This window comes from Pseudoalteromonas sp. CH_XMU1449-3, from assembly GCF_037027245.1.
Classification (GTDB): Bacteria; Pseudomonadota; Gammaproteobacteria; order Enterobacterales; family Alteromonadaceae; genus Pseudoalteromonas; species Pseudoalteromonas shioyasakiensis.
In genome coordinates this window covers 345,238-367,799 of sequence record NZ_JAYMDY010000001.1, presented here as the reverse complement: position 1 = coordinate 367,799, position 22,562 = coordinate 345,238, and the positions used below count along the sequence as shown (strand labels likewise).

Annotated in this window: 22 protein-coding genes and 1 pseudogene; 16 read left to right on the top strand and 7 right to left on the bottom strand. The window is 41.6% G+C overall.

The window, feature by feature from the left end:
* Positions 1 to 164 precede the first annotated feature (164 nt).
* From WA256_RS01600 to WA256_RS01580, 5 genes are all read left to right on the top strand, one after another.
* On the top strand, positions 165 to 2,303 hold the full coding sequence (locus WA256_RS01600; protein WP_335988572.1) for a M3 family metallopeptidase: 2,139 nt from the start codon (positions 165 to 167) through the stop codon (positions 2,301 to 2,303).
* 147 nt (positions 2,304 to 2,450) lie between these two features.
* A complete protein-coding gene (locus WA256_RS01595) occupies positions 2,451 to 3,878 on the top strand; it encodes an amidohydrolase family protein (RefSeq protein WP_335988570.1) in 1,428 nt (475 codons plus the stop codon).
* Between the two features lie 99 nt (positions 3,879 to 3,977).
* Positions 3,978 to 4,835: a carboxylate/amino acid/amine transporter gene (locus WA256_RS01590; protein ID WP_054561959.1), complete on the top strand. Its 858-nt coding sequence runs from the start codon at positions 3,978 to 3,980 to the stop codon at positions 4,833 to 4,835.
* 35 nt (positions 4,836 to 4,870) lie between these two features.
* Complete coding sequence (locus tag WA256_RS01585) at positions 4,871 to 6,100, top strand: glycerophosphodiester phosphodiesterase family protein (protein ID WP_335988566.1); 1,230 nt, start codon at positions 4,871 to 4,873, stop codon at positions 6,098 to 6,100.
* Positions 6,101 to 6,189: 89 nt separating this feature from the next.
* Positions 6,190 to 6,927 carry a dienelactone hydrolase family protein gene (locus WA256_RS01580; RefSeq protein ID WP_304636695.1) on the top strand — a complete coding sequence of 246 codons (738 nt, stop codon included), beginning with the start codon at positions 6,190 to 6,192 and terminating at the stop codon, positions 6,925 to 6,927.
* Here WA256_RS01580 and WA256_RS01575 read toward each other — a convergent pair.
* The gene (locus WA256_RS01575; protein WP_287242928.1) at positions 6,924 to 7,835 is read right to left on the bottom strand and encodes a LysR family transcriptional regulator; all 912 of its coding nucleotides are present in this window, start codon (positions 7,833 to 7,835) and stop codon (positions 6,924 to 6,926) included. The genes WA256_RS01580 and WA256_RS01575 overlap by 4 nt on opposite strands.
* Before the next feature lie 134 nt (positions 7,836 to 7,969).
* On the opposite strand from WA256_RS01575, the gene WA256_RS01570 reads away from it, so the two are divergent.
* The 3 genes from WA256_RS01570 (at position 7,970) to WA256_RS01560 (ending at position 9,740) form a co-directional block, all read left to right on the top strand.
* Complete coding sequence (locus tag WA256_RS01570; RefSeq protein ID WP_062565094.1) at positions 7,970 to 8,656, top strand: type 1 glutamine amidotransferase domain-containing protein; 687 nt, start codon at positions 7,970 to 7,972, stop codon at positions 8,654 to 8,656.
* A 112-nt stretch (positions 8,657 to 8,768) separates the two neighbouring features.
* Positions 8,769 to 9,359 carry a rhomboid family intramembrane serine protease gene (locus WA256_RS01565; protein WP_335988560.1) on the top strand — a complete coding sequence of 197 codons (591 nt, stop codon included), beginning with the start codon at positions 8,769 to 8,771 and terminating at the stop codon, positions 9,357 to 9,359.
* Between the two features lie 21 nt (positions 9,360 to 9,380).
* Positions 9,381 to 9,740, top strand: coding sequence for a 2OG-Fe(II) oxygenase (locus WA256_RS01560; RefSeq protein WP_062565092.1), 360 nt, complete (start codon positions 9,381 to 9,383; stop codon positions 9,738 to 9,740).
* A gap of 286 nt (positions 9,741 to 10,026) precedes the next feature.
* On the opposite strand, the gene WA256_RS01555 is transcribed toward WA256_RS01560, so the two are convergent.
* Positions 10,027 to 11,046 (bottom strand): endonuclease/exonuclease/phosphatase family protein, encoded by a 1,020-nt coding sequence (locus WA256_RS01555; RefSeq protein ID WP_335988558.1) that lies wholly within the window; start codon positions 11,044 to 11,046, stop codon positions 10,027 to 10,029.
* An 8-nt stretch (positions 11,047 to 11,054) separates the two neighbouring features.
* On the bottom strand, positions 11,055 to 11,429 hold the full coding sequence (locus WA256_RS01550) for an STAS/SEC14 domain-containing protein (RefSeq protein ID WP_335988556.1): 375 nt from the start codon (positions 11,427 to 11,429) through the stop codon (positions 11,055 to 11,057).
* Between the two features lie 111 nt (positions 11,430 to 11,540).
* Here WA256_RS01550 and yghU point away from each other — a divergent pair, with 111 nt between their 5' ends.
* From yghU to WA256_RS01535, 3 genes are read left to right on the top strand one after another with little or no spacing between them, the layout of a single operon-like run.
* A complete protein-coding gene (gene yghU / locus WA256_RS01545) occupies positions 11,541 to 12,380 on the top strand; it encodes a glutathione-dependent disulfide-bond oxidoreductase (protein ID WP_335988553.1) in 840 nt (279 codons plus the stop codon).
* 35 nt (positions 12,381 to 12,415) lie between these two features.
* Positions 12,416 to 13,714, top strand: a complete 1,299-nt coding sequence (locus tag WA256_RS01540) for an MFS transporter (protein WP_335988550.1) — start codon at positions 12,416 to 12,418, stop codon at positions 13,712 to 13,714.
* A 58-nt stretch (positions 13,715 to 13,772) separates the two neighbouring features.
* Positions 13,773 to 14,159: a hypothetical protein gene (locus tag WA256_RS01535; RefSeq protein ID WP_054561969.1), complete on the top strand. Its 387-nt coding sequence runs from the start codon at positions 13,773 to 13,775 to the stop codon at positions 14,157 to 14,159.
* 60 nt (positions 14,160 to 14,219) lie between these two features.
* Here WA256_RS01535 and WA256_RS01530 read toward each other — a convergent pair whose 3' ends face one another.
* Positions 14,220 to 16,142, bottom strand: coding sequence for a S9 family peptidase (locus WA256_RS01530; RefSeq protein ID WP_335988545.1), 1,923 nt, complete (start codon positions 16,140 to 16,142; stop codon positions 14,220 to 14,222).
* 188 nt (positions 16,143 to 16,330) lie between these two features.
* Here WA256_RS01530 and WA256_RS01525 point away from each other — a divergent pair, with 188 nt between their 5' ends.
* Complete coding sequence (locus tag WA256_RS01525; protein ID WP_335988542.1) at positions 16,331 to 16,930, top strand: FMN-dependent NADH-azoreductase; 600 nt, start codon at positions 16,331 to 16,333, stop codon at positions 16,928 to 16,930.
* A gap of 55 nt (positions 16,931 to 16,985) precedes the next feature.
* Here the strand turns inward: WA256_RS01525 and WA256_RS01520 are convergent, their stop codons facing one another.
* Both WA256_RS01520 and WA256_RS01515 read right to left on the bottom strand, forming a co-directional pair.
* Positions 16,986 to 17,453 (bottom strand): hypothetical protein, encoded by a 468-nt coding sequence (locus WA256_RS01520; protein WP_335988540.1) that lies wholly within the window; start codon positions 17,451 to 17,453, stop codon positions 16,986 to 16,988.
* Positions 17,450 to 17,635, bottom strand: a pseudogene (locus WA256_RS01515) (EF-hand domain-containing protein); the annotation flags it as partial. The gene WA256_RS01520 and the pseudogene WA256_RS01515, both read right to left, overlap by 4 nt.
* A 226-nt stretch (positions 17,636 to 17,861) precedes the next feature.
* Between WA256_RS01515 and WA256_RS01510 the strand changes: the two are divergent.
* From WA256_RS01510 to WA256_RS01495, 4 genes are all read left to right on the top strand, one after another.
* Complete coding sequence (locus WA256_RS01510; protein ID WP_335988538.1) at positions 17,862 to 19,358, top strand: cryptochrome/deoxyribodipyrimidine photo-lyase family protein; 1,497 nt, start codon at positions 17,862 to 17,864, stop codon at positions 19,356 to 19,358.
* Positions 19,348 to 19,500: a DUF2256 domain-containing protein gene (locus tag WA256_RS01505; protein ID WP_335988535.1), complete on the top strand. Its 153-nt coding sequence runs from the start codon at positions 19,348 to 19,350 to the stop codon at positions 19,498 to 19,500. The genes WA256_RS01510 and WA256_RS01505 overlap by 11 nt, the downstream gene beginning before the upstream one ends.
* 89 nt (positions 19,501 to 19,589) lie before the next feature.
* Positions 19,590 to 20,018 (top strand): OsmC family protein, encoded by a 429-nt coding sequence (locus tag WA256_RS01500; RefSeq protein WP_054561975.1) that lies wholly within the window; start codon positions 19,590 to 19,592, stop codon positions 20,016 to 20,018.
* A gap of 126 nt (positions 20,019 to 20,144) precedes the next feature.
* Positions 20,145 to 20,936, top strand: coding sequence for a putative porin (locus tag WA256_RS01495; RefSeq protein WP_335988531.1), 792 nt, complete (start codon positions 20,145 to 20,147; stop codon positions 20,934 to 20,936).
* A gap of 65 nt (positions 20,937 to 21,001) precedes the next feature.
* Here the strand turns inward: WA256_RS01495 and WA256_RS01490 are convergent, their stop codons facing one another.
* Positions 21,002 to 22,492, bottom strand: a complete 1,491-nt coding sequence (locus WA256_RS01490; RefSeq protein ID WP_252948703.1) for a dipeptidase — start codon at positions 22,490 to 22,492, stop codon at positions 21,002 to 21,004.
* Positions 22,493 to 22,562: the final 70 nt, after the last annotated feature.

Genomic DNA, 22,562 nt, shown 5'->3' with positions numbered 1-22,562 from the left:
TTACTTAAGTGAGCCATTAATACACAATTGATGGCTTTTTACACATTTTTATCCCTCAACAGCTTTATTTGCGTTCAAATTCCCCATTCAGACGACAAACTTGATTGTTTCTAGCCAAAAATTTGATAAGTTAGAAAAGATTTATCCACATTTTTGGAGCTCTCATGCGTAAGACCTTAGTAGCAACTACGATTGCTAGTGTGCTTTTATTATCTGCTTGTAGTTCACAACAAGCCGACACTCAAACTCAAGTTGAAACTGCCGCTGAAACACAAACAGCTAATGTTGAAAACGTTCTTTTCAAGCCAAGCCCTTTACAATACATGGCCCCTGAGTTTGATAAAATTTCGACTAAAGACTACGAGCCAGCGTTTGAAGCAGGCATCGCACAGCAGAAAGCTGAAATTGCAAAGATTGCAAACAACCCAGAACCAGCAACATTTGAAAATACCCTTGTTGCAATGGAGTTCTCTGGTGAGCTATTAGACCGCACGTCTGAGGCATTTTTTAATTTATCAGGTTTAATCTCTGACAGTGAGTACCAACGTATCGCCGCTAAAATGGCGCCGATTATGTCAGCTCACACTGATGACATTTACTTAAACAAAGCTTTATTTGCTCGCGTACAAAGCATTTACGACAACAAAGCGTCTTTAAATGCTGAAGATCAACGCCTTGTTGATTACTACTACAAAAAGTTCGTTAACGCGGGTGCAAAACTAACTGAAGCTGAAAAAACAAAAATGCGTGAAATCAACGCAGAGCTTGCCAAGCTTTCAACTGAGTTTTCACAAAATATCTTAAAATCATTTAAAGAAGATGTGATTTTAGTTAAAGATAAAAGCGAGCTAGCTGGTTTATCTGAAGGTGAAATTGCAAGCCTTGCAGCTGCTGCCAAAAAAGCAGGTAAAGAAGGTTACATGATCACATTGGTGAACACGACTCGCCAACCTATCTTACAAAGCCTTGAAAACCGCAAACTTCGTGAAAAGATTTGGACAACTTCTTCAACGCGTGCACAAGCAACAAACAGCCCTATCATCATCAAAGAAACTAAGCTACGTGCAGAAAAAGCGGCATTACTTGGTTATAAAGATTGGGCTTCGTATGTAATGACTAATCGTATGGCGCAAACAACTGAAAATGTTTACGGCATCCTTGATGACTTAGCACCGAAAGCGGTTGCTAAAGCAGAAGCAGAAGCAGAGCAAATCCAACAAGTAATTAAAAAGTCAGGTGAAACGTTTGCGCTTCAACCTTGGGACTGGGCGTTTTACGCTGAAAAAGTTCGCCAAGAGAAGTACGACTTAGACCCTGCGTTAGTTAAGCCTTACTTTGAAATGCAGTCAGTGATCCACGACGGTTTATTCTTTGCGATGAATAAACTTTACGGCATTACGTTTAAAGAGCGTAAAGACTTACCGGTTTATCACGAAGACGTCATGGTGTTTGAAGTATTTAACGAAGACGGTAGCGCTATTGGCCTATTCTACATGGACCCTTACGCACGTGAAGGTAAACGTGGTGGTGCCTGGATGAGTGCCTATGTTAGCCAAAGCGGTCTTAAAGACACTATGCCTGTGATCTACAACGCGCAGAACATTCCTAAGCCAGCTGAAGGTCAACCTACACTCATGACTTTCTCTGAAGTAACGACTATGTTCCATGAGTTTGGTCATGCTGCGCACGGTTTATTCTCTGACGTTAAATACCCAAGCTTAGCGGGTACAGCCACTGCTCGTGACTTTGTTGAGTTCCCTTCGCAAGCACACGAAGACTGGAATATTGAACCAACAGTACTTGCAAACTATGCCAAGCACTACAAAACAGGTGAACCAATTCCACAAGCGCTTTTAAATAAAGTACTTGAGTCACAAAAATTTAACCAAGGCTTTGATACAACTGAGTATTTAGCTGCGGCACTGCTTGATATGGAATGGCACTCATTTGGTGTTGATGCTGACATTACAGACGTTCAAAAGTTTGAACATGATGCGTTAGACAAGCACGGTATTGCTTACTACCCAGTACCACCACGCTATAAGTCTTGCTACTTCAGCCACACCTTTGCCGGTGGTTACTCAGCGGGTTATTACGCTTACCTTTGGACTGAAGTATTCGCAGCAGATGCGTTTGCACACATGACCGAAGAAGGTGGTTTAACACGTGAAAACGGTGATAATTTCCGTAAAGAGATTTTATCAAAAGGTAACAGCCGCGACTTAATGCAAAGCTACATTGAGTTCCGTGGTCAAAAACCAACAACAGACGCACTATTAAAGCGTCGTGGTTTAGTTGAATAATCACCATGATGTTTAAAGTATGAGGGGAAATCCTCATACTTTTTAAGTAGTAATTAAACTTTCACCCCACTTTTATTCCTATTCACCTCAAAGCAATTGTCAGTTAACTCGTTTTTGCTAATCTCAAAGAAAAACACGAGTTCATACATGAAAAACGCTTTACTCTTAGGACTTTGCTCAGCTTTAGCTGCATGTTCATCAACCCCAGATGAGCGCGCTGACATCGTGATAGAAAACGCCCAAATTATTGATATGCAAACTGGGGCTATCTCAGCAAAGCAATCTCTTGCCATTCGCGATGGAATTATCATCAAACGTAGCGATAAACCTTTAAGTAGCCAATACCAAAGCTCAACATTTATTGATGCAAAAGGTCAGTATGTCATGCCAGGTTTATGGGATATGCATGTCCATTTTGGCGGTGGTGATGAGCTTATTGAAGAGAATAAACAGCTATTACCATTGTATTTAGCCTACGGCGTAACAACCGTTCGTGATGCTGCAGCTGATTTGAGTGAATCTGTACTTAGCTGGCGAGAACAAGTAAAACAAGGTCAGTTAGTGGGCCCAACTATTTTCACCTCAGGCCCGAAATTAGAAGGTAAAGGGTCTATTTGGCCTGGTGATTTAGAAGTAGAAACGACTGAAGAAATGCATGCTGCAATGGATCTGTTAGACAGCATGGACGTTGATTTTATCAAAATTACCGACAGCGCTTTAACGCCTGAGCTTTATCTAAAGGCAGTAAAAGAGGTTAAAAAACGGGGTTACCAAATTTCGGGTCATATTCCTTTTTCATTGTCTGTGACTGATGTCTCCAAGGCGGGTCTTGATGCGATTGAGCATATGACCTACATGCTTAAAGCTGCGGCTAAAAACGAAGCAGATATTTCTGCAAAGGTTGCCTCAAAAGAGTTGAGTTATCGAACTTCACTACCCATTATCACCGCGCAGTTTGATGAGCCTACAGCCATTAAGAAGTTTACGGTTCTTGCTAACAACGACACCGCCGTGGTGCCGACCTTGATTGGTGGCAAAATAACGGCTTACATTGATGAAGACAATCATCAAGACGATGCCTATTTAGATTATTTAGGTAAAGGTTTAAAAGCTACGTATCAATGGCGAGTTGATAGAGCTAACAAAGACACCCCAGCACAAATCAAACAGCGCAAAGAGCGTTTTATTAAAACCGCACAGTTACTCCCTATCGCCCAACAAGCAGGTGTGAGCATTATTGCAGGCACAGATGCGGGCTTTTTAAATTCGTATATTTATCCGGGGCTTTCTTTGCACCAAGAACTGAGTATTTTTACTGAATATGGCCTAACACCACTGCAAACGCTGCAAGCCGCAACACTTGCGGGGCCTAAATTTTTAAATAAACAACAGCAATACGGTGCACTAAGTGAAGGTAAAGTAGCCGATCTCATTTTGCTTTCAGAAAACCCGCTTATTGATATTCGTAATACACAAACACTAAAGGGTGTTGTCTCGCACAGCACGTTTTACGATAGCAACGCACTCGAGCTATTAAAGCAACAAGCAAAAGCCTTTGTTGCCAGTCAACCCTAACCCCCCCATTGCCCATGACCGCGTATTATCCGTCATGGGCAATTTTAATTTTCAGCCATCTCATATACACTGCCCTTTTTTGCACATAACTCGAATAACATGACCTACTTATTTGCTGTAACCCTGCTTTGGGCCTTTTCGTTTAGTCTTATTGGTGTTTATTTAGCAGGCCAAGTGGATGCATGGTTTAGTGTGTTAATGCGCATTGGCTTGGCAACTTGCGTGTTTTTGCCCTTTTTACACTGGCGTAAAACCCCTAAAGCCTTAGCACTAAAGCTCATGGCAATAGGCGCAGTACAACTTGGTGTGATGTACAGCTTCTATTACCATTCGTTTTTGTACCTTAGCGTGCCCGAGGTACTGCTATTCACGGTAATGACGCCACTTTACATCACTTTGTTAAACGATTTGCTTGAAAAGCGTTTTAATGCCAAGTTTTTATTCGCCGCAATGCTAGCTATTTTAGGTGCCGTTGCTATTCGCTATGAAGGCGTCGATGAAAACTATCTTATTGGTATGTTAATGGTGCAGGCTGCTAATATTTGCTTTGCCACTGGGCAAGTAACCTACAAACGTTTAATGCAAGATGAGCAACTCCCCCACTCTCGAGTGTTTGCTTGGTTCTTTATTGGTGCTTTAATTGTCGCTCTGATTTGTTACGGTTTATTTGGTGATACCAGTAAGCTGCCCACCACTACTACACAGTGGGGCGTGTTAATTTACTTAGGCACGATTGCTTCAGGGCTTGGTTATTTCGCTTGGAATAAAGGCGCGACCATCGTTAATGTAGGTGCCTTGGCTGTCATGAATAACCTCCTGATCCCAGCAGGGATCATCGTTAATATTGTAATATGGAATCGTGATGCCGATATCATCAAGCTTGCCATCGGCGCAGCGATTATCTTATTAGCACTTATTATAAATCAGAAACTTAATAAAACTGCCACGGAGTCATGATAGACTAAACTCTATTCGATTAGAGGAATGCTGATATGCGCGCACTGGTTTTATGTTGTTTAGTTTTCGTTATTCAAGGCTGTAAGAGTCTGCCCAAGGAGCAGGCAGTGCAAGTGGGTGCTAGGCCTTACTATTTAATCGACAATATGCCTGATGGGCCTTTAAAGCAGCAACTTGCTGAATGCGGTAATGGCCCTTTCTATAAAACTGATTTTGTAATTGGTCATCGCGGTGCCCCTATGCAGTTTCCTGAGCACAGCAAAGAGTCATATTTAGCCGCTGCAAGAATGGGCGCTGGCATACTTGAATGTGACGTCGCCTTTACTAAAGACAAACAACTCGTGTGTCGCCATTCACAGTGCGATTTACACACCACTACCAACATTTTAGCGATTCCTGAGTTGGCTGCAAAATGCAGCCAACCTTTTACCCCGGCCAAAGACGGCCAACCAGCTCAGGCTAAATGCTGCACCAGCGATATCACCCAGGCTGAGTTTTTAACCTTAAAGGCTAAAATGGATGGCGCCAACCCAAACGCCAAAACCGTCGCAGAATATATGCAAGGAACACCAAGCTGGCGCACTGATTTATACGCAAACAGTGGCACTGTTATGACTCACCAGCAAAGCATTGAGTTATTTAAATCACTAGGTGTAAAAATGACACCCGAGCTAAAAAGCCCAGAAGTTAGCATGCCATTTAACGGTTTTAGCCAGCAAGATTATGCGCAAAAAATGCTTGATGAGTATCGGGATTTAGGTGTGAATAGCCAAGATGTTTATCCGCAATCATTTAATCTTGAAGATGTGAAGTATTGGCTAAACAATCACCCTGAATTTGCAAGCAACAGTATTTATCTTGATGGCCGAGATGAGCAAGCAGACTTTGATGCTATGGATGAAACAACTTGGCAGCCATCAATGCAGGCTCTATATAACGAGGGAGTACGCATTATCGCACCGCCAATGTGGATGCTTTTAAGCCTTGATGAGTCAGGTAAAATCGTGCCATCGCTTTATGCTATTAAAGCTAAACAAGCCGGACTGAACATCATTACTTGGAGTTTAGAGCGCTCTGGCCCATTAAATAATGGCGGTGGTTATTATTACCAGTCGATTGCCAGTGTAATTAAACAAGATGGGCAAATGATGAAAGTGGTAGACGTCCTTGCTAAGCAAGTGGGTGTGATGGCTATTTTCTCTGACTGGCCTGCTACTCTTACCTATTACGCAAGCTGTATGCAGTATCCTGCCTCAGAGAGTTAACTGAGCATCAATAAATTTCAAGGGCTTTGACTCGTCCAAAAGGTGGGGCTGAGGTATTATTAGCTAAACCGTTTTTTACAAGGATAAACATGATTATTCAGCACCAGAGCCACGACATATCGACCAACACAGGTGTAATGCGCACCAGTATTTATCGCCCTGTAGAAGAAGGTAAATACCCGTGTATTATTTTCTATTCTGAAATTTTCCAAGAAACAGCACCAATTGCACGCTCTGCGGCAATACTTGCTGGTCATGGTTTTGTCGTGTTAGTGCCAGAAGTTTTTCATGAGTTAAATCCTATTGGGACAGTACTTGCCTATGATGATGCTGGTAAAGACAAAGGCAATGCCGACAAATGGGCAAAACCGCTTGAGAGCCATGACTCAGATACTGACGCCTTAATTGCATTTGCACGTCAGCAAGATTACTGCACAGGAAATGTAGGTGCCATGGGCGTATGTATTGGTGGTCACCTTGCATACCGTGCCGCATTAAACCCAAGTATCAAAGCCGCTTTTTGTTTATACGCGACAGATATACACAGTGATACTTTACCAGCACAAGCAGGTAATAACTCATTTGAGCGCATGGCAGATATTAAAGGTGAGATCCACTTTGTTTGGGGTAAACAAGACCCACATGTACCAAAAGAAGGCCGCCTTAAAATTTACCAACAAGCGGTGGCAACAGGCATTAATTACCAGTGGCAAGAAGTAAACGCCCAACATGCGTTTATGCGCGACGAAGGCGACCGATACGACCCAGTGCTTGCCATCAGCATGTATCAACAAGCAGTCGCTTTATTTAATCGCACGCTTGTTTAAATCGTCATAGTGGCTACTTGATTAGTAAAATAATCCTTCAAGTAATCAAGTAAAACCCGCAGTTTTTTACTTCCCGCCGCCCCTGGCGGGAATACGCCATAAAGTTCAATATCAGCAGTTTTGTAATCATCTAAGATTGTGCGTAACAATCCTGCTTTGATCCTTGGCAATGCATCATAAACTGGGATTTTCGCTAAGCCATGCCCAGCTTCTACAAAGGCAGTTCGTGCAGCAGCGTTGTTGGTACTTATGCCACCACTAACTGCCACCTCAAAGCGGCGTTTATCTTTTTCGAGCGTGACAACAGCACTACTTGGTTGATACACCACCCATGTATGCTCCGCTAAATCGGCAATGCTCTTTGGTATAGGGTATTTTGTAAAGTAATCGACTGAACCGCATAAGCAGGTAGCCATACTTGCAAGTTTAGTGGCTTGTAAGTTTGAGCTTTCAAGGGCCACGCCTCTAATCGCTAAGTCAAAGCCCTCTTTGATAATATCAACCACATCATCACTGAGCTGTAAATCGATATCAATTTTCGGATACAAACGCTTAAACTGAGCCAGTGCCGGTACCACAAGTTGTAAGCCAACATTCACCGGACAACTCAATTTGATAACCCCAACCGGTTCACTCTTTAAATTCTCAAGGTGTAAGTTAGCAGCCTCAGCGTGCTCAGTGATAGCCTGACAACGTTCATAATAAGCCATACCAGCTTCGGTAAGGGTCATGGTGCGCGTTGAGCGATTAAGTAACGTCAGCTTTAATTGCTGTTCTAATTTCTTTAAGTGGTAACTGACAACGGCCCTTGATAAACCAAGTTGTTGAGCCGCTTTAGTTAAGCTGCCTTGCTGCACAATGTGGGCAAACACCACCATGCTTTTTAATTGCTCAAACGATACTTTCATAAAAACTCCTAATCTAACCTGAATAATTGTATCAATTATTAAACCAATGAAGTCAAATTTATCTGCGTTGTTTAACTCGATTTTCACCCCTATAGTGTTATTAACGATGTTTAATACACAAAAAGGGATTCACTATGTCAGCTAAGAAAATTTTAATGGTACTCACTTCACACGATGAACTTGGCGATACCGGCCATAAAACGGGCTTTTGGGTCGAAGAATTTGCGGCGCCCTACTACGCCTTTATTGATGCCGGTGCAGAGGTAACTTTAGCTTCTGTTAAAGGTGGCCAACCTCCGGTTGATCCAAATAGTGCAGCCCCTGATGCAGCAACCGATGCCACAAAACGTTTTGAGCAAGACAGTGCGGCAAAAACTTTAATGGCTAATACTAAACCTCTGGCTGAAGTTAAAGCCGATGATTTTGATGCGGTATTTTACCCTGGCGGCCATGGTCCGTTATGGGACTTAGTTGATAACCAAGATTCAATTAGCTTGATAGAGCAATTTCTTAACTCAGAGAAACCAGTGGGTGCAGTATGTCACGCCAGTGCCGTATTACTGAATGCGAAAAATGCAGCTGGTAAATCTGTGGTATTTGATAAAAAAGTAACCGGCTTTAGTAACTCAGAAGAGGATGCCGTACAACTTACCAATGTCGTGCCATTACTTGTTGAAGATGAGCTAATCAAACAAGGTGGTCAGTATCAAAAAACCGATGATTGGGGCGAGCTTGCGATTGAAGATGGCCTACTAATCACAGGGCAAAACCCTGCAAGTTCTGAACTTGCTGCGAAAAAACTATTAACCAAATTAGGTTAAACTAGGTCAACATGCCCTAAACCTTTAGCAAACACCTTGCATATCAAGGTGTTTACCTTCACTTTTAATAAGTTATACTCATTCGGTCACATTGATTTAAGAGCTTCTCATCATGACTGAAAAAAAAGCTGTCAAAATTCCTCCTATCAGTAGTAAGCGATTCGCAATTTTAGGCATTATGCTGATGTGCTTGGTACTGCAAATAATTAATACCCTACCCGGCATAAACTTAAACGGCTTAGGTATTTTGCCAAGACAGATATCTGGTTTATCAGGGGTGTTTTTTGCGCCATTTTTACATGGTGGCTGGGCACACCTTTTTAGTAACCTAGTGCCATTTGCTATTCTCGGCTGGCTAGTTTGCCAATTTAGCGTAAAACGCTTTTGGCTGGTGTTTGCAGGCACAGCGCTCATTGGTGGGTTATTAGTATGGCTATTTGGCCGCAGCAATATTCATGTAGGACTAAGTGGTGTTATCTACGGTTTATGGGGCTATTTAATTAGCTACGGCATTATGCACCGCTCATTCAAAGCCATTTTAATCAGTATTGCGGTTGTTGTGTTATATAGCGGCCTGATTTGGGGTGTCTTCCCGCAGCGCATTCATATTTCATTCGAAAGCCATTTATTCGGCGCAATTAGCGGCGCATTCATCGGCTATATTATGGCAAAGCGTGATAAGCAAAAGAGCCCTAAGCTTTAAACTGACAGCTTTTAAATAATAATGACCACACCTACACTATTTAAGAAGCTCTTTCGTTTTGAAAAAGGCAGGCAACTTTCAGGCTACGATAAAATGCTAATTTGCACAGCCCGCTGGCCAATTAAATTTGATATGTATATTTTGCGTTTTCCTGAGGGCAGTGAAATAGCGGCTCACACCGATAAAGTCGCTAGTGGTAAACATTTCAGGCTTAATATTGTACTCAAAAAAGCGCGTGCAGGTGGGAAGTTTATCTGCTCTGCCCCACTCTATGAAAGCTCACGAATCAAATTATTCCGTCCTGATATCTGCGAACATCAGGTAACGCGGGTAACGTCTGGCAGCCGATATCTTTTAAGTATCGGCTGGATAAAAAATTAATAAGTTAACTCCCACGTTTAGAGCTATATTTCAATTGTTTATATAGGCTCATAAAAAACCTAAATAACAATACTAGTGCTACTACTGTAAGTGAAAATAATACGTAAAATAAAGACGTAGTAATGTTATCTTTCATTTGAACAATAACAGATGTGTACTTTATTACGAATAAAAGTAGTACTACTCCACCTAGAATACCCGCTACTAACTTCCATTTGAGTTTAACCATCAAAGCTTGCTCCCTTATAGCTTATAGTTCAACACTAGCAGCAGAAAGTGGTCAGTTTCAACTCCTTAACTTCATTGTCACCATCACAACGCCATGGTCGGTACTTTGATCATCATAGGCAAATTGGGGGTTGATCAAGTGCTGATCATAGGTGTGATAATCAACCACCTCAAAAAAGCTACCCTGAAACCCGGCATCAAACTCACGGGATAACAAAATATAATCAAATACTGAGCTGCTACTACCAAAATAGTGGGTGGCTTCTCTGTCGTTCTCGGTGACAACATGGCGCTGATAGAGTTGCCAACTATCTTGTAGTTTGAACTCTGAACGAGATGGGCTATTTTGCCTATGACCGCTAAAACGAAGGTGGTCAGCGATTAAATGGTTAAGCACACCATCGTGTAACTCATTATTAAAGTCCCCCATCACAATCACAGGGTTATTGGTGTGCGCTCTGCGCTTAATAATTTCAACGAGTAACAGCGCTGCTTCACTGCCACGCTGCATACTTGATGCCCAGCGCCCAAGGGCTTGCGATTTTAACTGCATAACTAAGTTTTGCTGTTCGCTGTGGCTTTCATCATCTTGGTGATGGAGCATGCTGCGCTTTGATTTAAAGTGCACTACATAGCAATCGACGTGTCCTAAGTGAGGTACTTCAAGTGTCGCGCGAATAATACTGCGGCTAAAGTTAAAATTATCGCTCAAGCCCATCGCTAAAATATCATCTTGCTCTGCCTCAACCTGACTGACAGCAACAACTTTATAGCGTGAGGCAATGGCCACAACCGGATCGCGATAAATAAAGTCATCAATCACCGTTGGCTCATCAACCACTGCAAAATAAGGGTAACCCTCTGCGTTAACTTGTTGTTTTAGTTCATTGATACTGAACACTTCTTGAAAGCCAATAATATCTGGCTGCTGATTTTTAAGGTAATCGGCCAACCAGCGCTGCTTTTTGGCCCACTGCTCAGCGCTATAAATGCGCTGAAAATCATAAAATGCGTCAGGTGGCGCTAAATAATTATATAAATTAAACGTTGCTACCTTTAATTGACTGTTTTTTATCACTTAACTCCTTATTCGTGTAACCACTCAGTGGCAATGATCGGGTCTTCAAAGTATTTCACTTCGCCACTGATAAACCAGTTACCCACTTTGCTTGCCACTTGTTGCCAGTTTTTGTTACCAAGCACAGCTATACGGCAAAACTCTTTGTTATGTTTAAGGCCTAACTTAAAATCATCCCACGCCGCTTGTAACTCCCAGCCTTCTAACTCAGTAATATCAACATAGGCTCTTATTTTTGCACTCGGAACTGCTGCTACAGCATTATCTATAAGAGGAGTGAGAGTTTTATAATCCTCGTGGGTAAGCTTTCCGACTACTTTAATTGTGAGATAAAAAGTCGTGCTAGTTCGCTCAAGGCCAATGGCTAAACCATGCTTTTTCATGTCATTCTCCTTGTTATTCATAATTAATAACTGTACTTCCCTTGCTCTATCTGATCAACTAGGATGGTAATCTCGTACTGACATTCATTAAAGCACAATTTAGGAGTTTCAATGAGTAATACCGACAGTTATACGCCACCTAAAGTGTGGCAATGGGATGCAGAAAACGGTGGTGAATGGGCGAAGACGAATCGTCCGGTCTCAGGTGCAACCCACGAGCAAGACTTGCCCGTTGGTAAACATGACCTACAACTCTACTCGCTTGCGACACCAAACGGCCAAAAAGTCACTATCATGCTCGAAGAGCTATTAGAGCTTGGTATTGATGAAGCTGACTACGATGCATTTTTAATTAAAATTGGCGATGGTGACCAATTCTCTTCAGGGTTTGTAAGTGTTAACCCTAATTCAAAAATCCCAGCCTTAATGGATCACAGTACAACGCCCGTTACTCGCGTGTTTGAGTCAGGTGCAATTTTACAATACCTGGCAGAAAAGTTTGATGCGCTGATCCCAAGCGATCACACCAGTAAAACAGAATGTCGTAATTGGCTATTTTGGCAAATGGGCTCAGCCCCATACTTAGGTGGAGGCTTCGGTCATTTTTATAGTTATGCCCCTTTCAAGATGCAGTACCCAATTGATCGCTTCACCATGGAAGTAAAACGCCAGTTAGACGTATTAAACCGTCATTTAAGCGACCATGACTACATGGCTGGTAGCGAATATTCAATTGCCGATATCGCTATTTGGCCTTGGTATGGCAGCTTGGTACTTGGCAATTTATACGATGCGGCAGAGTTTTTAGATGTTGAGTCATATAGCCATGTGATGCGCTGGGCAAAACAAATTGAGCGCCGCCCTGCAGTGCAAAGAGGTCGCAGAGTAAACAAAACATGGGGTGATGAAGCTGAGCAGTTAGCAGAGCGCCACTCTAAGGAAGATTTTTAAGGGCTTAAATGCCCTTTTTCATAAAAATAAAAAGTATGCAAAAGCTCAGCAAAGAAGATATCTACCAACGCCTCAGTAACACCGAGGATGCCCGTGCCTGCAAAGCAATTGATGAAGCTGCTTGTAAAGTAGTGCCCGGCAATTTTCTTACCTTATTAGTAAGCCAACTATTTAGTAAGTTTGCAGATGCCCTGTTAAACCCTAAAGTGACCCTGCCTTGGCTTTTACAGAGCATTAATGTACCAAGTAGTTTTATTGCTTGGCTTGTGCCTATTCGTGAGTCAGGCTCAATGTTGCCACAACTGGCCATCGCAAGTGCTATTCGTAGGCTGCCTGTCAGAAAGTGGGTTTGGGTGATTGGCGCCATAGTGCAAGCCTTGTGTATTGTTGGCATGCTTATTTGTGCTTTAACACTGCAAGGTGCAACGGCAGGTTTTGCTATCATAGCTATTTTGATTATCTTTAGCCTTGCTCGTGGCTTTAATTCCATTGCTGCAAAAGATGTATTAGGCAAGGTCATACCTAAACAACAACGAGGCAGCATTAGTGGTCTTGCTGCGAGTTTTGCCGGATTTGCAACGCTCACCTTTGGTCTTGGTTTATGGTATCTACAAAGCCTTGGCTATGAAAATGGGGTGTATGTTGCTTTAATGCTGGCCGCTTTAATGTGGCTGTTTGCAGCGCTCAGTTATAGCCGCATTCAAGAATACAAAGGCGCAACCGAGGGCGCTGAAAACGGCTTTTTGCATGCTTTATCAAAATTAAAACTGCTTTACCAAGATAAGCAATTTGCCCACTTTATTATCACTCGTGCGTTGTTGCTATGTTCTGCTTTGAGCGCACCGTTTTATATCGTTCTTGCCAGTGAACAGGCTTTCGACTTTTCACTACTTGCTACATTTATGGCGCTTTCGGGGCTTGCCAGCTTAGTCTCTGCGCCAATTTGGGGGCGATTAAGTGATTTATCGAGCCGCAAAGTATTAGTATTTGCAGCAATGCTAGTCACCCTCAACGGGTTTGCCGTTTATTTATTTGCTTATTTGAGCCCACAAACGCTCAATGAATTTTGGCTATTACCGCTATGTTATTTTTTACTCACCGTAGCTCATCAAGGGGTTCGCCTTGGTCGTAAGACCTACCTTGTTGATATGGCTGAAGGAAACAAGCGCACAGACTATGTCTCTGTTAGTAATACGGTGATCGGGGTTATATTATTACTGCTAGGTAGCGTCGGCTTACTAAATACCTACTTAACGACTGCAGAGTTAATTTTTTTCTATAGTATCTTAGGCTTACTTGGTGCAATTAGTGCGTGGTTTTTACCCGATGCCTAGACCCTACAGTAAAAAAAGCGCATAATCGCGCTGATTTTATTTCCAAAAAGGACTTACTATGAAAAAGGCAGCTCTTGCACTTCTTACGCTACTTACACTTTCTGCTTGTAGCACCAGTGTGCCTATTCGTAACTTTGACGCAAACCCTGTACCGCAAATGGCGTCTGGCCAACATGACCTTGAAAGTATCAAAACCAATATTTTAAAAGCATGTATGAAACTAGGCTGGACGTGTCGTTCAAATGCCGAAGGCCAAATCTTAGGTAAACTTGATATTCGTAAACACCAATTACGCGTTGATATTACGTTTAACGAGCAAGAATATTCTATTGATTACAAAGATTCGATAAACCTTGATTACAATGGTAAAAAAATCCACCGCCAATATATCAATTGGGTTACCAACTTAATGCGCAATATTGATGCTGAATTAGCTTATAAATAAAATTGACGCAGAATCAGGTATTAAAAAAGGCGACCTAGGTCGCCTTTTTCTTTGCTAATTCTAGTTTTTCAAGTTCTTATCGAAGAACTCTAAAAACGCTTTCAACGTTTTAATTCTATACGGCTGGTGCGATAAGTAATGGTCGCCATCTTCGAGCTCAATGTAAGTAACATCTTTGCCTTCGTCTTTAAGTTCATCATCCATTTCACGACTATGATAAACAGGCACTACATTATCATCAGAGCCATGAACCAATAGCACCGGACGATTAATTTGCTTTGCAAAATTAACAGGCGACACTTTTTCTAGTTTATCGCCATCAGTTCCAAATTGCTTACGCACAATTTCTTTATTAGTGAAATAACGCGCTTTACTAACAATACGCTCAAGATCAGTAACGCCAGCAAAGCTTGCTGCACATTTGAATGTTTCAGGGTGTTTAACCACTGCCATTAATGCAGCATAGCCACCATAACTTGCCCCGCCTATACAAATTTTATCTTCATTAGCGATACCTTCTTCAACAAGCCAATTCGCCGCATCTTGCAAGTCATCTTGCATTTCTTTACCAAAACCTTGAACTGCAGCCATCTCAAATTCATGGCCATAGCCACTTGAACCACGGAAGTTTGGTTGCAGTACTGCATAACCATTATAAGCAAGTAACGCAGTCCAATAGTCAAAACCAGCGTAATCACGAGCCATCGGCCCGCCATGAGGGAACACAATTGTTGGTAACTTATCCCCTTCTTTGTAACCCACAGGTAGAGTTAAATACCCTTCAATAGTTAACCCATCACGGGCTTTATAACTAATTTTCTTTTTACCGCTGTAAACAGTTTCATCAACATCTGGAAATGCCGAGGCAAATGCAGTTAATTCGTTAGAATCCCGGTCACCCAACATATAGGTACCAGGGATTTGCTCACCTGAAACGTAAACCACATATTGACGCTGTTCTTTACTGGTATCAATAATATCAATATCAAACTTATCTGCCGGCAATACAGCGCGTAAGCCATTATAAAGGTTATTTAAATCTTCATCCCAGTAACGGATCCCCTCATCTAATTGAGAGTGCGTAAACCCTGCTACTTCACCTGTAAGAGATGAATAGAATATATGACCGTCGAAGTCATAGTTATCATCGCTGAACACTAACTCTTTTTTCATGGTCGTTAGGTCCATTTTATAAAGCGCATCATAGCCATCTTTAAGAGCTTTGAAGTAAAGAATATTAGGGTCTTTATCGAAGCCCAAAACAGTCACTACATCAGGGCTAAATGCTTTATATTTGAATAACGTTTTACGGTTATCTCGATCTTCGTCATAAAGAATATATTCAAATTCGTCTTCATCCATTTTTAGGGCAATACGCACATTACCTTGGCGGTCTGCTGTCCAATCAATAACTTTACTACGTGAGCGCTGAATTTTTTTCTTACGAAGTGTACTTAAATCAAGTTCATACACGCCAGGGGCATTGGCAACATCAAAATCACCTTGAACTAAAATTTTATCTTTTTTATCGGGTAAAAAGCTGATTACCTGATCACCAAATTGCGGTTGGCGTTCATCACGATTAAAGTTAGGCTTTATAGCCAGTTTCGCCTTGCCATCACCACCAATTTTATATGCATATAAACGGGTAGAGGTATATTTAGGGCCGCCAAATTGACGTTGAATATAGCGGGCACCTAAAAGTAGTACCTCATCATTTGCCCATTCATACCAATCGAAGAAAATAGTGTGATTATCTGAACGAATAATAGAATCAGCTTCTTTAGTTTTACGGTTATAAACCATTAAAACCAGCTCACCATTTACATTTCGAATAAACGATAAATTTTTACCATTTGGCGAAAATTTTACTTGGCTAAAAGCGCGTAAAGAGGCGAATGATTCTACAGGGAGTTGTGTGTTTTCAGCAGCACGAGGCATTAAGCTCAGCACTGCAAAAAGAGTAAGCAGTAAGTACTTCATAATAAAGTCCATTTCTTTTTTATTGTCGCGGCAATAGTAACATTAAATTACAAAAAAAGACTAATTCAAAAAAATTAGACACCTCTTCCATTCGTTTAAAACGAACGTAACGCTCGATTAATAGCATTATTAATTTAATTTTTGCTAATTATAATAGCTGCACAACTTCAGTTTTCTTAGGTGACATGATGAAAAAAGTACTTGTGTTAAATTCATCTTTAAATGGTGAACAAGGTAATTCAACCAAGCTTAGCCAACTATTTGTTGAGCAGCTTGCTAACAACCAACAAATTTCAGTAACAACTCGCGATTTAAGCGACAATGCGATTGCTCACTTAACGCAGACAGAAATGGCTGCTTGGATGACTGATGCAAACGAACGTAGCGATGAGCAAAAGCTACTTGCTGCAATTTCTGACGATTTAATTGCCGAACTTAACGATAACGAACTGATTGTTATTGGTATGCCAATGTATAACTTTGGTATTCCATCAACATTCAAAGCTTGGATTGATCGTATTGCTCGTGCTGGTATTACATTTAAATACACAGAGCAAGGCGCTGTAGGTTTAATTAAAGACAAAAAAGTAGTGGTACTTGCTGCCCGTGGTGGTGTATATCAAGGCACCGACATGGATACACAAACTAAATACTTAAAAGATGTACTTGGTTTTGTGGGTATGACTGATGTTAACTTTATTTACGCTGAAGGCCTTGCAATGCCAGGTGCAGAGCAAAGCTTAGAAACAGCACAAAACGAAATAAAGGCTTTCACCGCGTCACTTTAATATGTGATTAATAAAGCTAGATATAAAAAAGCGGTCATCATGACCGCTTTGTGATTTACGCTGTGACCGATAACAGCGAATCACCTTCAGATAAACCAAACTTTTCTTGCACAGAGGCTAGAATCGCTTCTTTATCTTCTTCTCCCAGTTGATCAGAATATTGCGCTAACAGCTCATCTAAATAACTGACAACTTCTTCGCTATCAACCTGCTCAAGTGAGTTACCACTTGGCGGCGGTGGTGGCGGACCAGGCGGACGCTCACCTTCAGGAGGACCTAATTCACCGACTTCAGCGGCATCAAAGCCAGCTTCAGCCATAATTGCTTCCATTTCTTGACCCGGTTGAATACCCGCATCCATAAATGTTTGCATAATAGATTGTGCATCTTCTGCAGTTAAGTTTTCAGGATCAAACTGAGCTAAGGTTTCATTCATTAACTCTGTTTGCTCACTGGTCAACGGCTCTGCTTGAGGTCGTTGCATGGGCTGAAAATTCGCACCCGATGAAACACTGTTGATCATCGTTGATTTTCCTTACGTTTTGGTGGTTTATGGTTGTTGAACTCGTCTTCAGTTACTTCACCATTTTGATCAGCATCCATGTCATTAAAAATGGTTTGCAGCATATCTTCTGGCATAGGCTGTTCACTAAACTCAGTAAAATCAATCGCCCCATTGCCATCTATATCAAACGATGCAAAGTCAGGTCGCTGTGGCTAACAACGAAATAGCTAAAACAGAAAGTGCAGATAATTGCTTCATAGCGAACCTCTTATGTCATTCAATTGACCGTAAGCATAATCTGAATACCATCCAAAAGTGTGTGGGCAATATGCTACAAATGTGGAAACTTTGTGGATTGCTTTAGTAATTAATCTAAGTTGTGACTTGCTACGTATAATCACCAAAGCAATTTTCAACTCCACGTTTATGGCAGGCTCAAAAAAACAAAAAGTAAATCTTGTTTGGTTTAAACGTGACCTACGACTATCTGATCATCAGCCACTTGCCAGTGCAATTGCATCAGAGCTGCCTTGCTTACTTATTTACAACTTTGAGCCCCTATTACTCGAAGACCCCCATTACAGCTATAGGCACTGGCGTTTTGTTGCTCAGTCACTTAAAGACATCAACCAACAGCTCGAAAAATATAACGCTGAAATCGCCATTTATAATCAAGAAATGATTACCTTGTTAGAAACCCTTAGTGAAAATTTTGATATCGCAGGGGTTTATAGTCATGAAGAAATAGGTCTTTACAATAGCTTTGAGCGAGATAAAGAGGTCAAACGCTGGCTAAACAGCAAAGTAATTCCATGGCACGAAACGCCACTTGGAGGTGTAAAACGAGCACGACCTAAAAAATTTGATTGGCAAACACATTGGCATGGCGTGATGAACCAACGTCTTGTAACGCCAAATTGGCAAGCATTTAATGCAGTTCTGCCTAATAATTACCAAGCAGCAACCTGTGCTGATGATTTTCTAAAGCACGACCCGCAGTTTCAATATGGTGGCCCTCATGCAGCCAGAGCTTGCCTACAGAGCTTTGTAGAAGAGCGTGCAAAGAGCTACCAAAGTGGCATCTCGAGCCCTTCCAAAAGTAGAGATTCATGCTCTAGGCTTTCGCCTTACTTAGCCTTTGGCAACTTGAGCCTCAGACAAGTTTATCAAACTCTAAAATACTATTTAGCAAAGCAGCCTTTAAGTTGGCGTCGCTCATTATATGCTTTCGAGTCAAGGCTTCACTGGCATTGCCATTTTATGCAAAAATTCGAAACTCAATGCAGCATGGAGTTTGCACCGCAAAATGCGGGCTACAAGCACTACCCTTATCGTGATGATGAACATGTTGCTGAGCACCTAAAGCGCTTTGAGCAAGGTCAAACAGGCATTCCCATTATTGATGCGTGCATGCGCTGCCTAGCAGCAACGGGTTACATTAATTTTCGAATGCGCGCTATGTTAGTCAGCTTTATGACTCATCATATGAACATTCATTGGCAATCAGTCAGCTTTATTTTATCGCGTTATTTTTTAGATTTTGAGCCTGGTATTCACTACCCACAAATCCAAATGCAAGCATCGGTCACAGGAACCAACACGATTCGTTTGTATAACCCAATAAAGCAATCTGAAGATAAAGACCCAGAGGGCATATTTATTAAAACATGGTGCCCTGAGCTTAAAAACTTACCCATAGAAGATCTCCACCAGCCATGGCAACAGCCGCCAATGGAGGCCTTATTTAATAACTTTAAACTCGGCGAAGACTACCCTGAGCCTATGGTAGATATTGAACATGCAGCCAAACAAGCACGTGAGCGATTATGGTCATTTCGAGAACGTGATGATGTAAAGCGTGGCACAAAAGCCGTACTGAATAAGCATGTGATAAGCCTTAAAAGACAACGACATGGCTCATAAAAAGCTTAATTTACCCAGCAAAACCTGCCCCGTTTGCGACAGGCCATTTATGTGGCGTAAGAAGTGGCAACGTAACTGGGAGCATGTAAAGTACTGCTCAGAACGTTGCAAGCGTGAAGCAAAAAGAAATATTGGCGTTTAAGTTGCACTTATATCGTTAACTCACAGTTTTCGGCACAAAACCCTGAAAGCCTTTCACGGTTGTCGAAAAAATTTACAAAGGAGATGACGATGACGATTAAAAAGTCTGCACATACGAGTTGGTCTGGTGATATTAAATCTGGCAAAGGCTATATTTCTAGTCAAAGTGGCGCGCTTGAGAAACAGCCATTTGGCTTTAACACTCGCTTTGAAGATAAGCCAGGTACTAACCCTGAAGAGCTGGTTGCAGCGGCACACAGTAGCTGTTTTAGCATGGCGCTATCGCTTGCACTAACTGAAGCTGGCTTTGTCGCTGACGACATAACGACCAAAGCAACAGTGAGCCTTGATGAAGTTGATGAGGGCTTCGAAGTGAGCCACATTGCACTTGATGTCAGCGCAAAAATAAAAGAAATTTCGAGCGAAAAGTTTGAGCAACTTTGTGATCAAACTAAGCAAGGCTGCCCTATTTCTAAACTGATGAATGCCGAAATATCACTCACCACAACGCTTAATTAATCTCTGTAGGCCAAGCACTGCTTGGCCTTTTCACAAACTAACAGACCCACAACACTTTATTACAATGTAAATACCTACTTGTTGTATTATTTTTATGAAATAAAACCAAATACAACAAGGATATGTATGTTTAAACAACTTGCCCCTATTGCTCTGGCAGCACTTGCTTATTCAAGCTGCTCGATCGCAACAGAACAACAGATGAGTAAACAATGGTTCAATAGTATCGACTATACGCACATAGAGAATCACAGATATAGTTTTAATGCATACCAATTAGTGAGCCATTACTACTTTGAGGAGCAACAGAGCTCTGGGGTACTTGATGATTATGGCTACCTAGATACAGATTCAAACATTCGAGTGAATTACTTTAATAGCGATTACACTGATTATCTTGGCTTGTTTGGTGAAGGATTTTATAAAAACTGGTTTGTTACAGGTGAAATTTACGATGTTGATGATGCTGATGACTATACCTTAGGAATAGGCTATTTATTTGCCGATGCCTTAAAAGTCTCTGTAAATAGGGATGTACGTGAATATGGTGATGATTATTTCCGCTTAAAAGCGCAGTATAACCTCCAAATAAACGATAAGGATTACCTTGGTTTTAGCGCAGAAACAGATGATGAACTCGACGTTTGGAATATCTCTGCCAGATACTTTAATCATTTAAGCGGCAGCCATTACATTACCGTCGATGTTGGCCACCAAGACAGCCTTTATGATTCAGCAAGCAGTGCCATGATCAGCTACTACTTCGGCGATCACTATGCCATAGGCGCAGGTTTGGATGATTCTGAACTCGTTTTACAAGGCAAGTACTTCATCAATGATAAATACTATTTAACCGCTAATTACACTGAAAGCGGCTCTGCTGAACTTTATAACCTTAAGTTTGTTGCCCAGTTTTAAACTGATATGAGCCAACAGCTTTAAACAAAAACGCCACTATTAAGTGGCGTTTTCAGTTTATAGAATTACATATTACCCAACTTCATCATCATTGCAGTGTACATTTTTAAGTTCAGTGCTAACTGCTCTTCAGTAATAAACTCATGCTCTGAGTGACCTGTGTACTTTTTACCTGGCATTGATGGACCAAATGACACCGCATTATCAAACAGCTTAGCATTTGTGCCACCACCAATTGACACAAAGCCCGCGTCTTTATCGCCGGTAAAGTGCTTAAAGATATCGAGTAACGCTTCTGCATGAGGCGCACCATCTAACAGCATTGGCGTACCAATCACCACTTTCGTGTCTTTTAACGTAACACCATTAGTAGTTTGCCAAGCGCTAAGCGCTTCATTAATTTGCTGCTTAAGCACTGCTTCTTGTTTACCTACCGGGCGACGCATATTAATCGACAACTTAATGTCGTTACCATCGCGGCTTAATAGGGTTGGCGAAACCGTCATCGGGCCCATAAAGTCATGCTTGTAACCAATTTCACCGAATTGCGCGCCGTATAAATCAAGACCAATTAGCTGATTGATAAACTCAATTGCTTGACCATCGCTATTGTTCTCAAGATCAATACCTTTAAAGATTTCTGCAAGGTGCGCAATGGCATTTTCACCCGCTTCTGGCTCAGATGAATGCGCTGAAATCCCCTTCACTTGGACTAACAAGCCATTTGTTTGCTCTGTCATCGCCACTTTGACGTTTTTAAGCTTAGCGACATTGTCGTGTAATTTAGCCACTGTCGCCGCATCAGCGTTATGCACTAACACGCTGGCATCTTCAGGGATTTGGCTAACAAAGGCACCGCCTTTTAAGTCACTAACATATAAGCCTGTTTGTGCAGAGGTCGCTGAGAAAGTCGGGGCAATTAAGCTCCAGCCTTTTTCTGCAACAACCACAGGGTATGAAGCATCAATAGTGACAGCGTATTTTGGTTGCTGATAGGTTTTCATGAACTCTTCGAGTGGTGCCCAGTCAGACTCTTCTGCAAGGTAAACCATTAATTCAATACGGTTATTTAATGTAATACCCTTGTCTTTAATCGCCTTCATCGCATGCAGTGCAGTCGCAATTGCACCTTTATCATCTTCTGTACCACGTGCAATTAGCTTTCCTGGCTCAGAGGTTTTATCCATTTCAAATGGACTTTGCTGCCATTTACTGGCGTCTGCTGGTTGCACATCACCATGGGTTACTATGGTTACTTTGTCAGCTTGGTTACCCATGCCAATTAACACTGTGTAGCCTAAATCTTGATAATCAAAACCAAACTGCGCCGCTTTCATTTTTAAGAACGACTTAAAGCCAATGAAATCTGGATTATCTGGAGTCGCTAGACCTTCTTTATTTACCGTTGGGTACGAAACTAAATTCTCTAAGGTATGAATTTGCGCTTGTTGATATTGCTCTACCGCGTAGTTAGCCAGCTTTTCACTTTGCTCAGACACAGCAGCCTGACTAGAGAAAGCACTTAATAAAAATGCAGCAAGTAATGAATGTTTCAAGATAAGCTCCAGAGTTTAAGAAGGTTTTTAGAAAGTCGCCTTGATTGTAACGCTTATAACGCCGACATAA

Coding starts and splice junctions, on each gene's coding strand:
- WA256_RS01535 (WP_054561969.1), top strand. CDS start 13,773: ATGAAAAAGGCAGCTCTTGCACTTCTTACGCTACTTACACTTTCTGCT.
- WA256_RS01585 (WP_335988566.1), top strand. CDS start 4,871: ATGCGCGCACTGGTTTTATGTTGTTTAGTTTTCGTTATTCAAGGCTGT.
- WA256_RS01540 (WP_335988550.1), top strand. CDS start 12,416: ATGCAAAAGCTCAGCAAAGAAGATATCTACCAACGCCTCAGTAACACC.
- yghU (WP_335988553.1), top strand. CDS start 11,541: ATGAGTAATACCGACAGTTATACGCCACCTAAAGTGTGGCAATGGGAT.
- WA256_RS01595 (WP_335988570.1), top strand. CDS start 2,451: ATGAAAAACGCTTTACTCTTAGGACTTTGCTCAGCTTTAGCTGCATGT.
- WA256_RS01525 (WP_335988542.1), top strand. CDS start 16,331: ATGAAAAAAGTACTTGTGTTAAATTCATCTTTAAATGGTGAACAAGGT.
- WA256_RS01575 (WP_287242928.1), bottom strand. CDS start 7,835: ATGAAAGTATCGTTTGAGCAATTAAAAAGCATGGTGGTGTTTGCCCAC.
- WA256_RS01505 (WP_335988535.1), top strand. CDS start 19,348: ATGGCTCATAAAAAGCTTAATTTACCCAGCAAAACCTGCCCCGTTTGC.
- WA256_RS01600 (WP_335988572.1), top strand. CDS start 165: ATGCGTAAGACCTTAGTAGCAACTACGATTGCTAGTGTGCTTTTATTA.
- WA256_RS01510 (WP_335988538.1), top strand. CDS start 17,862: ATGGCAGGCTCAAAAAAACAAAAAGTAAATCTTGTTTGGTTTAAACGT.
- WA256_RS01580 (WP_304636695.1), top strand. CDS start 6,190: ATGATTATTCAGCACCAGAGCCACGACATATCGACCAACACAGGTGTA.
- WA256_RS01570 (WP_062565094.1), top strand. CDS start 7,970: ATGTCAGCTAAGAAAATTTTAATGGTACTCACTTCACACGATGAACTT.
- WA256_RS01590 (WP_054561959.1), top strand. CDS start 3,978: ATGACCTACTTATTTGCTGTAACCCTGCTTTGGGCCTTTTCGTTTAGT.
- WA256_RS01565 (WP_335988560.1), top strand. CDS start 8,769: ATGACTGAAAAAAAAGCTGTCAAAATTCCTCCTATCAGTAGTAAGCGA.
- WA256_RS01520 (WP_335988540.1), bottom strand. CDS start 17,453: ATGATCAACAGTGTTTCATCGGGTGCGAATTTTCAGCCCATGCAACGA.
- WA256_RS01500 (WP_054561975.1), top strand. CDS start 19,590: ATGACGATTAAAAAGTCTGCACATACGAGTTGGTCTGGTGATATTAAA.
- WA256_RS01560 (WP_062565092.1), top strand. CDS start 9,381: ATGACCACACCTACACTATTTAAGAAGCTCTTTCGTTTTGAAAAAGGC.
- WA256_RS01550 (WP_335988556.1), bottom strand. CDS start 11,429: ATGAAAAAGCATGGTTTAGCCATTGGCCTTGAGCGAACTAGCACGACT.
- WA256_RS01495 (WP_335988531.1), top strand. CDS start 20,145: ATGTTTAAACAACTTGCCCCTATTGCTCTGGCAGCACTTGCTTATTCA.
- WA256_RS01530 (WP_335988545.1), bottom strand. CDS start 16,142: ATGAAGTACTTACTGCTTACTCTTTTTGCAGTGCTGAGCTTAATGCCT.